18 protein-coding genes are annotated in these 17,742 nt (G+C 67.9%); 7 read left to right on the top strand and 11 right to left on the bottom strand.

Going from position 1 to position 17,742, the window contains the following annotated elements; all coding sequences use genetic code 11:
• Positions 1 to 11: 11 nt before the first annotated feature.
• Positions 12 to 419 (bottom strand): hypothetical protein, encoded by a 408-nt coding sequence (locus ACWGCN_RS05380; RefSeq protein WP_378991858.1) that lies wholly within the window; start codon positions 417 to 419, stop codon positions 12 to 14.
• Between the two features lie 50 nt (positions 420 to 469).
• The gene (locus ACWGCN_RS05375; RefSeq protein ID WP_378991857.1) at positions 470 to 1,282 is read right to left on the bottom strand and encodes an alpha/beta fold hydrolase; all 813 of its coding nucleotides are present in this window, start codon (positions 1,280 to 1,282) and stop codon (positions 470 to 472) included.
• Between the two features lie 254 nt (positions 1,283 to 1,536).
• Between ACWGCN_RS05375 and ACWGCN_RS05370 the strand changes: the two genes are divergently transcribed.
• Positions 1,537 to 2,262 (top strand): GbsR/MarR family transcriptional regulator, encoded by a 726-nt coding sequence (locus tag ACWGCN_RS05370; protein WP_378991856.1) that lies wholly within the window; start codon positions 1,537 to 1,539, stop codon positions 2,260 to 2,262.
• Between the two features lie 87 nt (positions 2,263 to 2,349).
• Here ACWGCN_RS05370 and ACWGCN_RS05365 read toward each other — a convergent pair whose 3' ends face one another.
• Positions 2,350 to 3,306 carry an endonuclease/exonuclease/phosphatase family protein gene (locus ACWGCN_RS05365; protein WP_378991855.1) on the bottom strand — a complete coding sequence of 319 codons (957 nt, stop codon included), beginning with the start codon at positions 3,304 to 3,306 and terminating at the stop codon, positions 2,350 to 2,352.
• 141 nt (positions 3,307 to 3,447) lie between these two features.
• Between ACWGCN_RS05365 and ACWGCN_RS05360 the strand changes: the two genes are divergently transcribed.
• Together ACWGCN_RS05360 and ACWGCN_RS05355 are read left to right on the top strand one after the other, a co-directional pair.
• Positions 3,448 to 4,809, top strand: coding sequence for a M20/M25/M40 family metallo-hydrolase (locus ACWGCN_RS05360; protein WP_378991853.1), 1,362 nt, complete (start codon positions 3,448 to 3,450; stop codon positions 4,807 to 4,809).
• 21 nt (positions 4,810 to 4,830) lie between these two features.
• Complete coding sequence (locus ACWGCN_RS05355) at positions 4,831 to 5,358, top strand: YbhB/YbcL family Raf kinase inhibitor-like protein (protein ID WP_378991852.1); 528 nt, start codon at positions 4,831 to 4,833, stop codon at positions 5,356 to 5,358.
• A 54-nt stretch (positions 5,359 to 5,412) separates the two neighbouring features.
• Here the strand turns inward: ACWGCN_RS05355 and ACWGCN_RS05350 are convergent, their stop codons facing one another.
• The 3 genes from ACWGCN_RS05350 to ACWGCN_RS05340 form a co-directional block, all read right to left on the bottom strand.
• On the bottom strand, positions 5,413 to 7,236 hold the full coding sequence (locus ACWGCN_RS05350) for an AMP-dependent synthetase/ligase (RefSeq protein ID WP_452460406.1): 1,824 nt from the start codon (positions 7,234 to 7,236) through the stop codon (positions 5,413 to 5,415).
• Between the two features lie 131 nt (positions 7,237 to 7,367).
• Positions 7,368 to 8,054, bottom strand: coding sequence for a GTP cyclohydrolase II RibA (ribA, locus tag ACWGCN_RS05345; protein WP_378991850.1), 687 nt, complete (start codon positions 8,052 to 8,054; stop codon positions 7,368 to 7,370).
• 80 nt (positions 8,055 to 8,134) lie between these two features.
• Positions 8,135 to 9,613 (bottom strand): PfkB family carbohydrate kinase, encoded by a 1,479-nt coding sequence (locus ACWGCN_RS05340; RefSeq protein WP_452460407.1) that lies wholly within the window; start codon positions 9,611 to 9,613, stop codon positions 8,135 to 8,137.
• 227 nt (positions 9,614 to 9,840) lie between these two features.
• On the opposite strand from ACWGCN_RS05340, the gene ACWGCN_RS05335 reads away from it, so the two are divergent.
• Positions 9,841 to 10,236 (top strand): hypothetical protein, encoded by a 396-nt coding sequence (locus ACWGCN_RS05335; protein WP_378991848.1) that lies wholly within the window; start codon positions 9,841 to 9,843, stop codon positions 10,234 to 10,236.
• Between the two features lie 4 nt (positions 10,237 to 10,240).
• Here the strand turns inward: ACWGCN_RS05335 and ACWGCN_RS05330 are convergent, their stop codons facing one another.
• Genes ACWGCN_RS05330 through ACWGCN_RS05320 form a run of 3 tightly spaced genes read right to left on the bottom strand, consistent with a single transcriptional unit; the run spans position 10,241 to position 12,586 of the window.
• On the bottom strand, positions 10,241 to 11,320 hold the full coding sequence (locus ACWGCN_RS05330; protein WP_378991846.1) for a quinone-dependent dihydroorotate dehydrogenase: 1,080 nt from the start codon (positions 11,318 to 11,320) through the stop codon (positions 10,241 to 10,243).
• Between the two features lie 7 nt (positions 11,321 to 11,327).
• Positions 11,328 to 11,579 (bottom strand): DUF5703 family protein, encoded by a 252-nt coding sequence (locus ACWGCN_RS05325; protein WP_378652767.1) that lies wholly within the window; start codon positions 11,577 to 11,579, stop codon positions 11,328 to 11,330.
• Entirely contained in the window at positions 11,579 to 12,586 is a 1,008-nt protein-coding gene (locus tag ACWGCN_RS05320; RefSeq protein WP_452528970.1) for a YncE family protein, read from the bottom strand. Before ACWGCN_RS05320 ends, ACWGCN_RS05325 begins: the two co-directional genes overlap by 1 nt.
• 168 nt (positions 12,587 to 12,754) lie before the next feature.
• Between ACWGCN_RS05320 and ACWGCN_RS05315 the strand changes: the two genes are divergently transcribed.
• Genes ACWGCN_RS05315 through ACWGCN_RS05305 form a run of 3 tightly spaced genes read left to right on the top strand, consistent with a single transcriptional unit; the run spans position 12,755 to position 15,749 of the window.
• Entirely contained in the window at positions 12,755 to 13,111 is a 357-nt protein-coding gene (locus ACWGCN_RS05315; protein WP_378629053.1) for a hypothetical protein, read from the top strand.
• Positions 13,112 to 13,117: 6 nt separating this feature from the next.
• A complete protein-coding gene (locus ACWGCN_RS05310) occupies positions 13,118 to 13,651 on the top strand; it encodes a hypothetical protein (protein ID WP_378991844.1) in 534 nt (177 codons plus the stop codon).
• Between the two features lie 19 nt (positions 13,652 to 13,670).
• Positions 13,671 to 15,749, top strand: coding sequence for an MMPL family transporter (locus ACWGCN_RS05305; RefSeq protein ID WP_378991843.1), 2,079 nt, complete (start codon positions 13,671 to 13,673; stop codon positions 15,747 to 15,749).
• 5 nt (positions 15,750 to 15,754) lie between these two features.
• Here ACWGCN_RS05305 and ACWGCN_RS05300 read toward each other — a convergent pair whose 3' ends face one another.
• Complete coding sequence (locus ACWGCN_RS05300) at positions 15,755 to 16,849, bottom strand: asparaginase (RefSeq protein ID WP_452460462.1); 1,095 nt, start codon at positions 16,847 to 16,849, stop codon at positions 15,755 to 15,757.
• A gap of 87 nt (positions 16,850 to 16,936) precedes the next feature.
• On the bottom strand, positions 16,937 to 17,725 hold the full coding sequence (locus tag ACWGCN_RS05295) for an SDR family oxidoreductase (RefSeq protein WP_452459282.1): 789 nt from the start codon (positions 17,723 to 17,725) through the stop codon (positions 16,937 to 16,939).
• Between the last annotated feature and the right edge of the window lie 17 nt (positions 17,726 to 17,742).

Here is a 17,742-nt window from a genome sequence, read left to right as displayed (position 1 = left end):
TGGGTATCTCATCACGCGGCGGCGAGTGCTCCGGTGATCTTGCGGGTCATGTCGACCATCGTCGGGTTGGGCCGAGTCTGGTAGAGCTGGGCGGTGTCGAGGGCGACGGCGATGGTGTTGCGGAAGTTCTCGGCCTCCACCGGGTCGTACCGGCCGAGCAGACTCACCGCCGCGGTGAGGGCGGGCAATACCTGATCGGCGAGTTCGGCGACCGAGGAGCCGCTCAGTGCGATGTGCCCGGACTTCTCGGCCAGCACGTGCCCGACCACACCGGTCGCCGACGACAGCGCGATGGTGCCGGTGGTGGCGATCTTGTGCGGCTTGCCGGTAGCCCCGCCCGCGGCGGCGAGCAGGGAGACCGCACCGTATGCGGCGGTGCGCACAGTGATCTTTTCCTGGGCGGTGAGGGTGACAGACATGGCGTTTCTCCTTGGGGTTCTGCTTGTGGGGGAAGGGAATCGGTACCGAGTCAGCGCGAGGCGGTGGTCTCGATCTCACGGACGGCGTCGGCGATGGCGCGGAAGTCCTTGCGCAGGATCGCGCCGTGGTTGCTGGCGACTTTGGCGCTGACGCGAATGTTGGGGTTGCTGTCGAGCACCGCGTCCAGTCCGGCGCGGATCTTCTCCTGCTCGTCGCCACGGCTGCCGAACGAGGTTCCCGAAGCGACCACATACCGCACCGGGACGGTGATGGCATTCAGCACCGGACCCAGTGCGCTGACGCTGGAGAGCTTGCCGAGTTCGATATTGCTGTCGGCCTGCTGCTGTGCGGTCAAACGGGGCGCGAGCCCGGTCGGGCGAGCCAGCGGCAGCACCCAGCTGAGCCGCTTGAACAGCTTGCGGATGCGCTGCTCCATCGCCTCGTCGAGCCAGTCGTAGGGGAACGCGCCGTCGACGAGGACCGCGCCGAGCGCGCCGGCCGGGTTGCGGCTGGTCCAGTGCGCCCCGAGGTAGGCACCGTAGGACCAGCCGACCAGGATCGGCTTCTCGGTGACACCTCTGGCCGCGAGGATCGCGTCGATATCGCGCACGCAGGTGTCGAAGGAGTAGTCGGCCGACTTCTTGGACTTGCCGCGAGCCCGCTCGTCGAAGGTGATGTGACGGTAGCCGGGGCCGAGGTCGGCGATGACCCGGCGCCAGTAGCCCTGGGTGGCGAACTGGCCGTTGAGGTAGACCACCGGGGTTCCGGTGCCGCCGGTGTCGGTGACGGCCAGTTCGGTGTCGTCGATTGTCACCATGCCGGTCCAGGGGGCGATGGTGCTGGTGGGGTTCGAGGAAGTCATTGTCGTGTCCTTGCGTTGCGGTGTTCGGCATTTACTGATGACTAAAAGGTAGATTGCGTTCACTCATCTGTCAACAGTCAACTTGAGTGAAAATGCGTGGTAGAGAACGATAAAGCGCTGATAGTGCAATGACAATGAGCGTGAATGCAACGGGCTCGTGCGTTGCGCTTTGCAATGAAATGAAGGTGAATGCATACTGGGCGTGGTGCGGGCCACCCGCTTCGTACCGGTCGACAGAGAGGTGACCAGCAGCGATGCCCGGAGGCAGACTCACCGACGCGGACCGTCAGCACATCGCCGCGGGGCTCGCGGACGGACTCGGCTACGCCGAGATCGGGCGCGCGCTCGGCCGGCCGGCCTCGACGATCATGCGCGAAGTCACTCGCAACGGCGGACCCGACGACTACCGGGCCGAACGCGCGCAGGCAGCCACCCAGCAGCGCGCACGCCGCCACAAGCAGGCCCAACCGCTCGCGCCACCGATCCCCGACGGTGGTTACGGGCGCGACCCCCGCGCGGTCGCCGACTTTACCGAGTCGTTCACCGCGCTGCTCATCGAACAGGGTCTGCCCCGGATGGAAGCCAGAGTGCTTGCCTGCCTGCAGATCACCGACTCCGGAGCGCTCACCGCCGCCGAGTTGGTCGCGCGACTACGCGTGAGCCCGGCCTCGATCTCCAACGCGGTCGCTTTTCTCGAACAGCAGGGCATGCTGCGCCGAGAACTGGTTCCCGGTGAACGGCGCGAGCGCTACCTCGTCGACGACGACATCTGGCTGCGCAACCTCGTCGCCTCGGTGCAGATGCAGAACTCGTTGTCGGCCATGACCCGGCGCGGCGTCGAGATCCTGGGCCCCGATACCCCGGCCGGCGCCCGCTTCGAACAATCCGCCGAGTTCGTCGCCATCGTCGGCGCGGCACTGCGTCAGGCCATGGAGCAGTGGCGAGTGCGCCTGGCCGAACGCAGCGCCGAACGCGAGTAGCGATCGCGCGACCCCGTGCATCGCCTGCCAGCCGCCGGGTCGTCTCCGGCCCGCCGAAATACGTTCTGCAACAGCCGAATACCGGGTCTAACCCTTGGCTGTGAGGACTATCCGCGCCACCAGCGCTCGGTGATCGGCGCCGGGTACGGCGACAGTTTCGACGCTGGTGGCGCGGGCATTCGCGAGCAGGAAATGGTCGATGCCCACCAGCGGCGGGATGGCCTTGTCGGTCGGGTAGGTGACCAGGTGACCCGCGCCGGCTTGGACCGCCGCGTCGGCGAAACGCCCCGACGCCAGGGCGCGGAAGCGGGCATGGTCGTAGGTGGCGTTGAAATCGCCGCCGGCGATCACGGGGCGATCGGTGGGGGACAGGCGCAGGATCTCGTGCAAGCGGGCGAGCTCGTCGGCCCAGACACCGGTGTCGTAGACGGGCGGGACGGGATGGAAGGCGTAGATCGCGACCGGGCCGAGCTCGGGGACGGTGGCGGTGGCCGAGATCTGATTGAGGACGTAGCCGTCGTATTCGACGGTGTCCGACAATGGGAATCGGCTCCAGATACCGGTACCGCTGGCAGTCTGGCCCGGTGCGAGGTAGCGGTGGGGCAGCAACTCGTCGAGGCCGGCCTGCGACAAGCTCGCCACGGCCGCGCGGGTGAGCTCGTTGACGGTCAGAATGGCGATGTCGCGCGCACGCACCTGGTCGACGAGCGCCCGCGGATCGGCACCGTCGAAGAGCAGATTGGCCTGCATCGCCACGATCGGCTGTCCCCGACCACCGTTCTGTGCGACATACAGCGGCACCTGTGTCGCGATCCCCGCGCCCGCCACCACCACGGCCACACCGGTCGCGATCCACTGCCTGGTCACCGTGAAACCGGCGACGCCGAGCACCGCACCGCCCATCAGATAGGGCGCCCCCGAAGCCGCGAGGACGAGCGGCTCCAGCGGCCAGCGGATGAAATGCAAGGCGACCCCGGCAGCGCCGATCGCCGTCGCGGCACCGGCCAGCACGCGGACACCGACTCGGACAACCTGCGCTCGCATCACAACAGCCAAGCACGCCACCGGGACGCAGGCGAATTCCTAGTTCTGCTCACGCCGAGTTCGGCGCGCGAGCAGCGGCGCAAGGGTCCTGAGGGCGGCAGGTGGCGCGACGGGTGCGCGAATGGTGGTAGGAAAGGGGACGTGTCGGCATCTGGCGAGAATTCTGGTTCGAACGGGCGGTCCCGCGCGGAAGACGAGGTGGTGGAGCTGGTCAGCAAGCTGATCCAGTTCGACACCTCCAACACCGGGGAGCTGTCCACCACCAAAGGTGAGCGTGCGTGCGCCGAGTGGGTGGCACAGCAGTTGCACGAGGTCGGTTACGAGACCGAATACGTCGAATCCGGTGCGCCCGGGCGCGGGAACGTGTTCGCGCGGTTGAAGGGCGCCGATTCCAGCCGCGGGGCGCTGATGATCCACGGGCACCTCGATGTGGTGCCCGCCGAGGCCGCCGACTGGAGCGTGCACCCGTTCTCGGGCGCGGTGCGCGACGGCTACGTGTGGGGGCGCGGCGCGATCGACATGAAGGACATGGTCGGGATGACGCTGGCGCTGGCCCGCCAGTTCAAGGCCGAGGGCACGGTTCCGCCGCGCGATCTGGTGTTCGCGTTCCTGGCCGACGAGGAGAACGGCGGCAAATGGGGCTCGCAGTGGCTGGTCGAGCACCGGCCCGACCTGTTCGACGGTGTCACCGAGGCCGTTGGTGAGGTCGGCGGGTTCTCGCTGACCGTGCCCCGCCCCGACGGCACCGAACGCAGGCTCTACCTGGTGGAGACCGCGGAGAAGGGCCTGGGCTGGATGCGGTTGCGTGCCAAGGCCCGCGCCGGGCACGGGTCGTTCCTGCACGAGGACAACGCCGTCACCATCCTCGCCGAAGCTGTCGCGCGCCTGGGCCGCCACACCTTCCCGGTGGTGCTGTCGGACTCGGTGGCCGAGTTCCTCGCCGCGGTCAGCGAGGAGAGCGGGCTGGCGTTCGACCCGCACGGACCCGATATCGAAGGTCAGCTGGCCAAGCTGGGCACCATCTCGCGCATCATCGGCGCCACCCTGCGCGATACCGCGAATCCGACGATGCTGCAGGCCGGGTACAAAGCCAACGTCATCCCCCAGACCGCGGAGGCCGTGGTCGACTGCCGGGTGGTGCCGGGACGGCAGGCGGCGTTCGAACGTGAGGTCGACGAGCTGATCGGACCCGACGTGGAGCGGGAATGGATCACCAAACTCGACTCCTACGAGACCACCTTCGACGGCCACCTCGTCGACGCCATGAACGACGCGGTCCTGGCCCACGACGCCGACGGCCGCACCGTGCCCTACATGCTGTCGGGTGGCACCGACGCGAAAGCGTTCGCCCGCTTGGGGATTCGCTGCTTCGGTTTCGCACCGTTGCAGCTGCCTCCCGAGCTGGACTTCACCGCCCTGTTCCACGGGGTGGACGAGCGGGTGCCGGTGGCATCACTGGAATTCGGCACCCGGGTGCTGGAACACTTCCTTCTGCACAGCTGACCTCGACCCGAAAGGTCCTCGATGACTTACAACCCGTATGACGCGTTGCCGCAGGTGCCCTCGTTCACCGTTACCTCCGCCGACATCACCGATGGTCAGCCCTTGGCCAACGATCAGGTGTCGGGAGTGTTCGGTGCCGGCGGCAAGGACATCTCGCCGCAGCTGAGCTGGTCCGGATTCCCCGAGGGCACGCAGAGTTTCGCGGTGACGGTGTACGACCCGGACGCACCGACCGCGTCGGGGTTCTGGCACTGGGCCGTGGCCAATATTCCGGCATCGGTCACCACCCTCGATACCGGTGCGGGCAGCGAAGGCGGCAGCCTGCCCGCCGGTGCGGTGAACTTGCGCAACGACGGTGGTTTTCCCGGCTTCGTCGGTGCGGGACCGCCGAAAGGCCATGGTCCACACCGGTATTTCGTGGTCGTGCACGCCGTCGACGTGCCCGAACTCGAGGTCGGACCCGACGCCACGCCCGCCTACCTGGGGTTCAACCTGTTCTTCCACACCCTGGCCAGGGCCACCCTGATCGGGACCTACGAACAGAACTGAGAACGCGCAACGGCGGTGGCCCTGAGACTTCCAGGGCCACCGCCGTTTTCGCAACTACTTCACGTTGACGACATGCTCGGGCGGGGTCGCGGCGTAGAGCTCGGCGATGGTCTCGGCGTACTTGTTCGAGATCGGGGTCCGCTTGAGCGACATCTTCGGGGTCAGCTCGTCACCGCCGGGCTCCCACAGGTTCTCGACGATCACGAAACGCTTGATCTGCTCCACCCGCGAGAGCTTGCGGTTGCCCGCGAGCACCGCTTCCCTGACCTCGTCGACGATCTCCTTGCGCCGGGCCAGTTCCGCGTGGGTGGCGTCGGTGGCGCCGAAGTCCTTGGCGCGCAAGGCCGCGACGTCGGGGTCGAGCATGATCAGGGCGGTGATGTAGGCGCGGGCCTCGCCGATCGCGACGGCCTGGCCGATCATCGACGAGGCCGCCTTCATGGCGTTCTCGATATTGGAGGGGGCGATGTTCTTGCCCGCTTCGCTGATGATCAGTTCCTTCTTGCGATCCACGATGCGCAGGTAGCCGTCGGCGTCGAGGGTGCCGATGTCGCCGGTGTGCAGCCAGCCGTCGTCGTCGATCGCCTCGGCGGTCTTGTCGGGCATGTTGCGGTAGCCGGGGGTGATGATCGGGCCGCGCAGCAGCACTTCACCGTCGGCGTCGAGACGCAGTTCGCACCCGTCCATCACCCGGCCGACCGAGCCCGGGCGCGGTTTGTCGAGTTCGGTGTAGGTGCCGACGCCCGCGGTTTCCGACATCCCCCACACCTCGGTGACGGCGAAGCCGAGGCCGAGGAAGTACTCGAGGGTCTCCGGCGGTACCGGCGCGGCACCGGAGGCCGCACACTTCAGCTCCGCGAACCCGAGCGCGTCACGCAGTTTCGCCAGCACGAGCGTGTCGGCGATCTTGTGCTGCACGCCGAGTACCAGCGAACTCTCACCGGCCAGCTTCGCCTTGGCCTGCGCGACGCCGACACCGATCGCCCAGTTGGCCAGTGCCTTCTTGACCGGGCTCGGCTCGACCGCGAGCTTGTTCTCGATCCCCGCCTTGATCTTCTGCCACACCCGCGGCACACCGAAGAACACCGTCGGACGGGCGTCCGGCAGAGCGGCGGCGATCTCCCGCGGATCGGTGACGGTGGTGATCTGGATGCCGGTGAGCAGGCTCATCGCATGCGCGGAGATGCGGTCGGCGACGTGCGCGGCGGGCAGATACGACACCGCGCGGTCGTCGAAACCGACCGGCAGCGGACCCGAGACCAGGCCGACGACCTGGGCGATCACATTGCTCTGGGTGAGCTCGACGCCCTTGGACGGGCCGGTGGTGCCGGAGGTGTAGATCAGGGTGGCCAGGTCGCCGGGTTGGACCGCCTGCCAGGCCGCGTCGAAATCGAAGTCCGGTGCGGGATCGGATTCGAGCTCGGCCAACGTGACGGTGCCCTCGGCGGTGCCGTCGACGATGACGGTGTGCTCGATCTCGGCGCCCGAGGCGCGGATGGTGTCGAGGAACGCCTGCTCGGTGATGACCACCGTGTTGCCCGCGTTGGCGAACACGTGCGCGATCTGTTCGGTGGAGCTGGTGTTGTACACCGAGAACGGGATGGCGCCCAGGTGCAGGGCGGCTGTGTCGATCAGGTTGAACTCGGGTCGGTTGGTGAGCATGATGCCGACCGCGTCACCGTGACGCACACCGAGTTTCGCCAACCCGGCGGCCAGTGCGCGCACCCTCGTCGCATATTCGGCCCAGGTGATCTCCTGGGTGCCACCGACCGTGCGCAAGGCGATCTGGTCGGGCCGCAACGCGGCGGTCTGCTGGAAGGCGGCGGGCACGGTGTGCACCGTGACCCCGGATGCGTGCGCGAAACCGATGTCTGTCATATCCCTGTTCCCATAGGCCGAGCTGGACGCCGAGCCAATGCGAGCGAAACTGCCTCGTTGTCTCGAGACAGGGGCGGCAACAGTGGCGTGGCTCACTTATCGTAACCGGACATACGGGATTACGAGGGGGGTTACCGGCGACCTCGTGGTCGCCACCACGACCGCGCCCGCTCCGATCGCTGCTCGTCGGCGAGCGGATCGGCGGGGATGGTGTGCTGGCGGTGGCGCCGTTTGGCCTGCAGATATTGCCTGCCGCGCGGGGAGTGCAAGGCGATGGTGAGGGCGACGGGCTCGACGGTGATCCCGGCCTCGGTCAGCGCCCGGCACTTGTCGGGGTTGTTGGTGAGCAGCCGGACCCGGGTGAGTTCGAGGTCGCGCAGAGCGTGCGCGGCGGGCTCGTAGCGGCGGGTGTCGGCGTCGAGGCCGAGGCGCCGATAGCTGTCGAAGGTGTCGGTGCCGGACTGTTCGCTCTCCCGGTAGCCGCGGGCCTTCCAGATCAGGCCCGCCCCGCGACCTTCCTGTTCGAGGTAGACGAGCACACCGGCGCCCTCGGCCTGGATGCGGTCCATCGACTCGGTGAGCTCCCCGCCGCAGTCGCAGTCGTCGGAGCCGAGACCCTCGCCGTAGAGGCATCGCGAGTGCACCCGCACGAGGCAGCCGTCGCGGGGCTCGCCGAAGAGGAAAAGGTGCCCGCCGTCGTCGCGGTCCGGGATCTCGATCACCCGAATCGGTAGCTGCTTGCCTTGGCGACCCAGTCGGTGTGCGGTATCGGCACCGGTTTCCCCGGTCCTGGCACCGCCGAACGACAGAATGGTCAACGATCCTCCGTGCGTGGACAGGGCGACAAGGCGCCGATGCCGGACAGGCGTGAGCTGAATGTCGCGACCTTACCCCCGGATCAGGCCGGGGGCGCGTACAGGCGCACGATGCGGTCGATCTCCTCGGCACTCGGCATCGACACCGCCACCGCGCCCAGATTCTGGGTCGGAATCATCGCCGCGGTCGCCCACACGAAATCAGTTGCGGTGAGCGGGGTTCCGGAATTGACGAGACGATAGGCCAGCGCGCCGGTGAAGGCGGCGGCGGCACCGACCGAGGCCTTGAGTACCTGCGGGAAATGGTCGATGACTGTCTCGATCGTGTCGGAGGCGACCACACACCGGAAGTTCTCGACTGTGCACACGGTACCGACTCCGAGGCCACGCAACAGCCGGGCGATATCGGCGGCGGATTCGGCGGATACATCGGGCAGCAGCGCGTCGAGGTCCGCGGCCGCGCCGACGAGGTAGTCGACCGCACCCAGATGTCGATACAGGCTCTGCGGCACCGGCATGGCCGGTGTCGGACACACGATAACGGGTGGTTTGGGTCGCATCTGCGACACCATCGACAGCACCTGCTCGATCACCGAAGGTGGCGGTTCGAAACTCAGGATCACCGCATCCGAGGCTTCCAGGGCGGCGCGGAGTTCGGGACGGTGGAGGTCTTCGTCTTGGAGCTGGACGCGATTGTCACGGCAGCCGATGATCCGGCTTTCGCCGTTGGGGGTGATCACCACGGCGGTGACCAGCGACGTCGCGAACGGAACAACTTTGACCAGGTCGAGGTGGACGCGTTCGGATTCGATGAATTCGAGGATGCGACGGCCGTATTCGTCGCCGCCGACGGCACAGACCAGATGCACGCCGATGCCGAGACGGGCTGCCGCGACCGCCCGGTTCAGCCCTTTGCCGCCGGGGTGCCCGGTAAAGCTGCCGCTGGCCGCGTTGTCGGCGGCCGGGAAGGAGTCGACCCGGTAGAGGTGATCGATGACGGCGTCACCGAAGACCGTGACGACACCGCGTTGCGCGGGCACGGCGGTGGGTTGGGCGACGGAGGGTCCGGCCATCGGATAGCCGGAATCGGTGGCGAGCAGCCCGGCGAGCGCGGTGAAGGCGTTGTGTTCGGAGACCGTACGCAACCGTTTGACAGTGGGAGCCTCCGGAACGGGGTCGACATCGAGCAGGGTGTGCAGCGCGATCCACTGCTCGGTCAAGGCCTCTCGACGTTCCCCGAGGTTGTCTGCGTACAGGCGTTCGACATCGACACCCACGCCGGAGCGGTCGCGGAACAGCCCGAGCGAGAGTGCCGCGTCCACGATCAGCCGGTCCGTCGGCGCCAGCCACTGCGTGACCTCGCGCACCACGGGCAGGATCGAGGCCTCGACACTGGCGCCGGTACGCCGTGCGTGCCGGCGCACCGACAGCAGCTCTAGCAGCGGCGCAGCGTCGATCTCGGTGTGGCGCAGGCGTTCTGCGTTCAAGCCCGCGTACTTGCCCAGCCTGGCCAGGATGGAGCGGATCGCGGCGACGCGGGCGTCCTGGGGAACCATCGGCATGCTGCCTCCCGTCCACTTGTCGAGGCTGGCGCGCACCCGATCGGGGCGGACGCCGCACTGCGATCGCCACAATGCCGGGTTTGCCACGCCCGAAATCTGGCAATTACCTACTAACAATGGCAATTGACCAAGACAATTGGCAAATGCCACACTGGATTACGGGGAGTGGATGCCCCGCCAGACGCTCGGGGAGGGCGCAGCGCCCCGCCGGGGAAGGCAGGTCCGCGATGGTTATTCATGGCACCGACGACACGTTACGCAGCGACCGCACGCCGGAATTCGCCCAGCGAACCGACACCGGCGGCTGGCGATTGAGCTGGTTGCCCGAGTACACCCTCACCCGTGAGCAGGCCTGGGCGGGCATGGAGCTCGACGAACTCGTCAGCGATCTCGCCGCTGTGCACGACCGGCTCGCGCACGCCGAGATCAGTGCCCGCGCCGATCTGCTCGGCATCATCTGGCAGCAGGCTCTGATCAAGCTCGCCAAGCGCATCGACGCTCGCCGGGACGGCGACGACGCGCCAGCAGGGGAGTCGTTGCACGATCCACCGGCGCAACTGTCCCGGCTACGCCCGGCCCGATCGATGCACGACGACCGGGCGCCCCAGGCGAACTACGGCTGAGAACTCAGGCCGAGTGGGCGCGGTGCTCGGCGCCGACGGCGTCGGACAGGCGGGCGTAGCCACCCGCGCGCAGGTTGGCGGCGATGCCGCGGTGGACACGGGTGGTCCAGAAGGGGCCACCGTAGATGAACCCGGTGTAGCCCTGCAGCAGGGTGGCCCCGGCAAGGATGCGGGCCCAGGCCTGCTCGGGGGTTTCGATGCCGCCCACCGAGATCAGGACCACCCGATCGCCGACGCGGGTGTAGAGGCGGCGCAGGACCTCCAGCGCACGTTCCGCCACGGGGGCGCCCGACAGCCCGCCCGCGCCCATGGCTTCGACCTCGGCGGCCGGGGTGGCCAGGCCGTCACGGCGGATGGTGGTGTTGGTGGCGACGATGCCCGCCAGACCCAGCTCGACCGCGAGGTCGGCGACGGCGTCGATGTCGTCGTCGGACAGGTCGGGGGCGATCTTCACCAGGACCGGCACCGACACGCTGTCGAGCACAGCCTGCAGGATCGGGCGCAGCGACTCCACGGCCTGCAGGTCACGCAGGCCGGGGGTGTTGGGGGAGGAGACGTTGACGACGACGAAGTCCGCGAGCGGACCGAGTAATCGGGCGCTGGTCGCGTAATCGCCCGCGGCGGCGTCGGGTTCGGTGACCTTGGTCTTGCCGATGTTCGCGCCGATCGGGACGGTGGGGCGCGCGCCGTGCAGGCGAGCGGCCGCGGCGGCGGCACCGTGGTTGTTGAAACCCATCCGGTTGATCAGGGCGTGGTCGGCGGGCAGCCGGAACAGTCGCGGCGCGGGGTTGCCGGGCTGGGCATGCGCGGTGACCGTGCCGATCTCGGCGAATCCGAAACCCAGTGTGCCCCAGGCATTCGCGCCGTCGGCGTTCTTGTCGAAACCGGCGGCCAGACCCAGCGGCGCGGGGAAGTCGACACCGAACGCGGTGGTGGCCAGGATCGGGTCCCCCACCACGGTGAGCTTGCGGGCCAGCCAGCGCGTCGGCGGGAACCAGGTGGCGAAACGCAGCGCGGCGAACACCAGGTGATGCACCCGCTCCGGCGGGATCAGGAACATCAGGCGTAACAGGAGGGCGTACATGGTCGGCTCACAATCCGGGTTCGGGCACAGGCAGGACGGCATTCTTGCGGCGGCGCAACAGCACCCGGCGACTGCCGTCGGTGTAGGCGCGCACCCGGGACAACTCCCAGCCACCGAATTCGGCCTGGATGGCCAGTCGCATCGAGGCGGTGACACGGTTGACCTCGGGTGGCAGCCGCAGGGGCACGTATTCGTAGTCGTCGTTGCTGGTTTCCCAGCTCGGCGGTAACGCCGAGCGCGCATTGCGAGGTGTGGCCATCACTGCCCTCTCTTTTGCTCTTGCACGCCGATCCGCTGCAGGCCATCGCCCGCGGCCGAGGCGACGAACAGGTCGCCGGTGCGTTCGTCGACGGTGATCGCGTCGGGTTGGCGCAGTGTCGCCAGCCTGGCCACCTCGACACCGATGCCGGTCGACAGGTCGTAGCCGACGACCTCGTTGCTCAGCGTGGCGCTCACCCACACCAGCTCCGACCGCGAGTCGTAAGCGAGCGCGTAAGGCGATGATGATACCGGGAAACGCTGGCGCAGCACGAGCGGACCGGCCGAGTAGACCAGCAGTTCACCGCCCGCGGTGTCGGCCACGATGATGCGGCCGTGCGGGTCGGTGATGGCGTTGGTGGCGCCGTCGCCCGCGCGCAGCATCAGGCCGAGCGCGTCCTCGCGCACCGCGACGACGGCGGTTTGCTTGCGGTCGAGCACAGTGATGTTCTCGCCGGTCACCGCGATCGCGTCGGCCGAGACGAGACCGGTGATCGTGCGGGTGACGGTGCCGTCGGCGTTCAGTTCGCGCACGGTGCCGTCGGCGGTGCCGACGACGAGTGTGCCGTCGGTGCGAGTGTGCACGCTGTGCACGTCACCGTCGACAGCGGTCTCGGTGAGCGCGCCGGTGCCCGCATCCACCCGCAGAACCCGGTTGGGGGCGGCGACGAGGACCTCTCCCGGCCTGCCCTGAGCCAGCGCCGCGCCGGCGGCGGGGAGGGCGACCGCGCGTGAGGTTGCCGGTGCGGCGGGGTCGATCAGCGACAGCGTGGTGCCCGCGGTATCGAGGGCGGCGAGCAGACCGGTCGAGTGTTCGGCGAGCAGTGCTTTGGTCGCGGCCGCGGCGAAGACCCGCCCCGCGGGATCGACCGCGGCGGGCGAGACCGCCGCGGTCGCGGGCGCCCTGGTCGGCACATCGGGACCGCCGTCTTCACCGCTGCACCCGGTCAGTACCACCAAAACCGCCGCGCCGACCAACGCAGAGGCGACCGAGCCACGAGGGCGCATGCACCGAACTCCTTCAATCCGCACGAGGTGACTGCCTTGATCACCATCTGACCATGATGACTCACCAGTAGCTCCGACCGGGTATCTGGCGTCGGAGCTGTCGGTGACGCGCGTTACTGTTGACGTGTCGAGCAATTGATCGCCATGCAACGGCAGGAGATCCCCACGATGACCGACCGGACACCGGCGGGTTTCGGCATCGATGACATCTCTGTGGGACCGTTCGCCCACGGCTTCGGCACCACCGACGACGGTCACCCCTTCGCCTTCCGCACTCACCGCGCCACCCTCACGGTGCAGATCTATCGCGCCGACCTGGGCGACGCGGTGCCCAGATCCGACGACGTGGTGGCCCAAGCCCAGGCGCAGGTGACCGACATCGACCTCGGCGACGAACGCAGCGTCAGCGCCTTCGTGCGCGATCTACTCCTCGACGCCGACCCTGTCGAGGCGCCCGCAACCAGTGACATCTCCACAGTTCGCGCCATCCTGGGACGGATCAGTGCCGTCATTGATGGTATGTAGATGGTGATGTCTTCCACACTTTCCGCCAGGGCCGCTGCGGCCACCGCCTGCCTCACGGCCCTCGTCGCCCTCGCCGCGTGCGCGGGAACCACCGACGAGGCCTCGGTCGACGCCGCACGGTCTTCGGCCAACGCCTCCCTCGCTTCCTCCGTCGCGACCTCGGCCAGCAAGGCCAATGTGCCGCTGCCGACCGCCCAACAGCTCGACGCGCAGATCAAACGCGCGCTCGACCCCAACCTGCCCGATGTCGAACGCACCGAACTGATCGAAGACGGCGCCGCGTTCTCCGACGCCATCCCCGACATGTACAAGGCGCTGCGCGACAACCCCCACGCGGTGTACGGCGTCGTCGACCCGGTCTTCGACAACCGTGACGGCACACTCACCGCCACCATGCGCCTGGACAAGGACGGTTCGGGCACCAACGTGCGCACCACCATCGTGCATTTCGTGTTGCTCGACGGTAAGTGGAAGATCTCGCGCACCGACCTGTGTGGCATCCTGCGCTCGGCCGACTACCGCACCGCCGCCTGCGGCTGAGATGCGCGAATCTCGATCCATGCGGTGGGGCAGGTTCGTCTACCGCCACCGATTCCTCGTGCTCGGCTTCTTCGTGCTGACCGTGCTGATCTCGGGGTGGTTCGGTCGCGACCTCGCCGACCGCTACACCCAGGAGGGCTGGTTCGACGAGTCGAGTCAGTCGGTGGCGGCGTCCAAACTGGCCGATGACATTTTCGGCCGCGACACCGACGGCGATCTGATCGTCATCTACACCGCCCCACCCGGCACCACTGTCGACGATCCCGCCGTCCGCGGACCGGTGACGGCCGCCCTGGCCGACCTGCGCAAACAGCACGGTGAGCGCATCCACAAGATCGACAGCTACTGGGACAGCCCCTTCTCTGCCAATGCCTCCGACCCGACCAAACAGCACGCGTTCGCCAGCATCGGGCTGGCCGGGGGCGGCGGAACCGCGACGGTCAACAACTACCTCGCGCTGAAACCCCATCTGCACGCCGATGTCCCCGGCGCCGGGCCCGGCGGGACGACAGTGCAGCTGGCAGGGCTGCAGCCGGTGGTCGAGGGCATCAATATCGGGATGCAGCACGACATCAAGCGCGCCGAGATCATCGCCTTGCCGATCGTGGCGATCCTGCTGTATTTCGTGTTCGGCGGGGTGATCGGCGCACTGCTGCCGGTGCTGATCGGTGGGCTCACCATCCTCGGCACCTCCGGGATCTTGCGGGTGCTCACCGCCCATATCGAGGTCAACGTGTTCGCCAGCGCGGTGATGACGTTGGTCGCGCTCGGATTGGCGATCGACTACGGACTGTTCACGGTGACCCGGTTCCGGGAGGAACTCTCGGCCGGGCGATCGGTCGAGGACGCGACCGCGCGGACCGTCGCCACGGCGGGGCGCACGGTGCTGTTCTCCGCGGCGATCATCGCTTTGAGCCTCGGTGCGCTGTTCATCTTCCCGAACGGGGTGCTGCGCTCGGTGCCCTACGGTGGCATCTCCGCGGTGATGCTGGCGGCGCTGCTGTCGGTCACCGCGCTGCCCGCCGCCTTGAGTATCGCCGGCCACCGGATCGACTGGCTGGGCTGGAAACGTTTCTCGCGCAGCAAGACCGAAGCCGAGATCGATGCCGGGTTCTTCTCCCGGCTGGCGCAGTGGGCGATGCGACGGCCGTGGGCGGTGGTGATCCCGATCGTGCTCGGACTGCTCGCGCTGAGTATTCCGTTGCGCCACATCGAGTTCGGTGGGATCAGCGAGAAATACCTGGCGGCCGACAACCCCGCGCGGGTGGCCCAGGAAGACTTCGATCACCTGTTTCCCGGTTTTCGCACCGAACCGCTGAAACTGATCGTGGTCGGTGCCTCACCCCAGCAGTTGAGCGATATCCGGTTCGAGGCCAATCAGGTTCCCGGACTGACCGGGCGGTTCGAACCTGCGGCGGCGACCAAGGACAACGTCAACGTGCTCTCCGCCGGGCTCGGCGACAAACGCGACGCCGACCGCGTGATCGACGCACTGCGTGCGCTGCCCGCCCCACCGGGCGTGCAGGTGATGGTCGCCGGCATCCCCGCGCTCGAACGCGACAGCATCAACGGGTTGATCGACGGGTTGCCACTGCTGTTGGCGATCCTGATCGCGGCGGCGCTGGCATTGATGATCGTGGCGTTCCGGTCGGTGATCCTGGCGGTGAAGGCCGTCGCGATGAGCGCGCTCAGCCTGGTCTCGACCCTGGGTGTGCTGACCTGGATCTTCGTGGAAGGGCATGGGTCCGGGGCATTCCAGTTCACGCCGGGACCGCTGATGTTCGCGGTAGTGGCCTTGATCGTGACGGTGATCTTCGGATTGTCCACCGACTACGAGGTATTCCTGCTGTCCCGGATCGCCGAGAAACGGGCCGCGGGCGCCGATGCCGCCGAATCCATCCGCTACGGCGTGGCCCACACCGGCGGGGTGATCACTTCGGCGGCCGCGATCCTGATCGTGGTGACCGGCGCGTTCGGCTTCTCGGATCTGGTGCTGATGAAATACATCGCCTACGGGATGATCGTGGCCCTGATCATCGACGCCACGATCATCCGAATGGTGCTCACCCCGGCCCTGCTGAAGATCATCTGGAAATAGCCCGCTCAGAACTGCTGATTGCCGTAATCGCGGAACCAGGCCACGATCTGGTCGTGGTCGGCGGTTGTGGCCAGTGCCAGCAGGAGCAGCAGGCGTGCCTTCTTGGGTGCGAGGTCGCCGCCGCTGACGACGCCCATACTCGGGTCCACGGTGATCGCGCCCGAGCCGTAGCCGTTGGTGGCGACCAGGGCGATGCCCTTGGTCGTCATCGCGGCGCTCGCCTGGCTCGGAGACGGAGTGCCCGCGAACACGATGCCCTTGGCGCCCGCGGCGACGGCGGCGGTGATGGGCTCGGCGGGGGCGTCGAGGTAGCTGTGGGCGATGTCGACACGGGGGAGGGTGTCGCGGGGGATCGTGGTGAGGTCGAACGGGGTCGTCCAGCGGGCGGGGTCGTCGCAGCGTTGGACGCGGGCGGGGGCGCGTTGCACGCGGATGCCCGCCTGGTCGATGGTGCCGAGGTCGCCGTATTCGTGGGTGGTGAAGGTGTGTACGCGGGTCGAGTCGGTTTTGGTGGCGTCGCGGGCGGGCAGGATCTGCTCGTTGAGGGCGATGACCGTGCCGAAGCAGGTGGTGCGGTTGCTCGCCGCGAGACGGATCGCGTTGTACAGGTTGATCGGTCCGTCGCTGCCGATCGCGGTCCACGGTCGCATCGCCCCGGTCACGACCACCGGTTTCGTGCTGCGCACGGTGAGGTCGAGGAAGTAGCTCAGTTCTTCCATGGTGGCCGAACCGGTGCTGACCACGACCGAATCATGGTCGCGGAGGCGACGTTCGACCAGTTGCGCCAGGTCGTAGAGGTCGGCGACGGTGTATTCGCCGGATCCCTTCTGCCCGAAGTCCTCGGTGGTCACGGCGGCGACGTCACCGATTTCGGGGCGCAGCGAGTCGACGAGTTCGGCGATCGGGCGGGTGCCCGACCGATAGGTTTCGAGGTCGGTGCGCCGGTCGGAGGTGCCTGCGATGGTGCCGCCGAGACCGATCACCGCGACTCGTTGCGCGGCACCGGCCGGTGCGGAGTCGGCTGAGCTGACACCGATTCCGGCACCGGCGACGGTTCCGGCGAGAGCGATCGTGGCGGCGATTTTCGAGACTGTGGGCATGTCACTCACGCTAGGAACGCCACGTGCCCGACCACATCACTCCCGCGCGGTACCTCGATCTGATACCGAGGTACCGCGCGGGCCAGATCAGATCGTCTTGATGATGCCGCCGTCGATCACCACGTCGGCGCCGAGGATGTTGGCGGACTTGGCCGAGGCGAGGAAGGCGATCAGCGCGGCGACCTCGGCGGCTTCGGAGATCCGGCGCGAGGCGATGTCGAACTGTTCGGGCAGCGCCTCGAGCAGTTGCTCGTGGGAGATGCCTTGGGCGGCAGCCAGTTTGGCGCCGATGCGGTGTTCGTCGCGCCAGATCCTGGTGCCGACGGGGCCGGGGGAGACGGTGTTGACCCGCACGCCCTGCGGGCCGAACTCCTCGCTGAGCCGTTTGCCGAGGGAGGTGAGGGCGGCTTTGGCTTCGCTGTAGCCAGTGGGGCCCACCGCGGGCAGGTGCGCGTTGATGGACGAGACGTTGATGATGGTGCCGCGGCGATCGAGCAGGCTCGGCAGCGCCGCGCGGGTGGCCCGGATCGCGCTGAACAGATTGATGTCGAGGAAGTGGTGCCACTGGTCGTCGGTGGTGTCGAGGAACCCGGCCAGCGTGAGCCGATCCGGGTCGCCGCCGCCGACATTGTTGATCAGGATGTCGATGCCGCCGAGTTCCTCCAGCGCGGTGTCGATGACTGTGGCGACGCCCTGCGCGGTCCCCAGATCGGCGGCGACCGTCGCGGCCGCGACCTTGTCGAGCTCGGGAGTGATCGTGCGTGCGGCGCCGACGACACGCACGCCCTCCGCGGCGAGTGTTTCGGCGACGGCCAGACCGATGCCGCGTGAGGCTCCGGTGACGACGGCGGTCTTGCCGGTGAGTTCGAGATCCATGCTCGTACCTTTCTTGA

Source organism: Nocardia sp. NPDC055050 (assembly GCF_053608345.1).
This window is presented reverse-complemented; position numbering and strand designations above follow the sequence as displayed.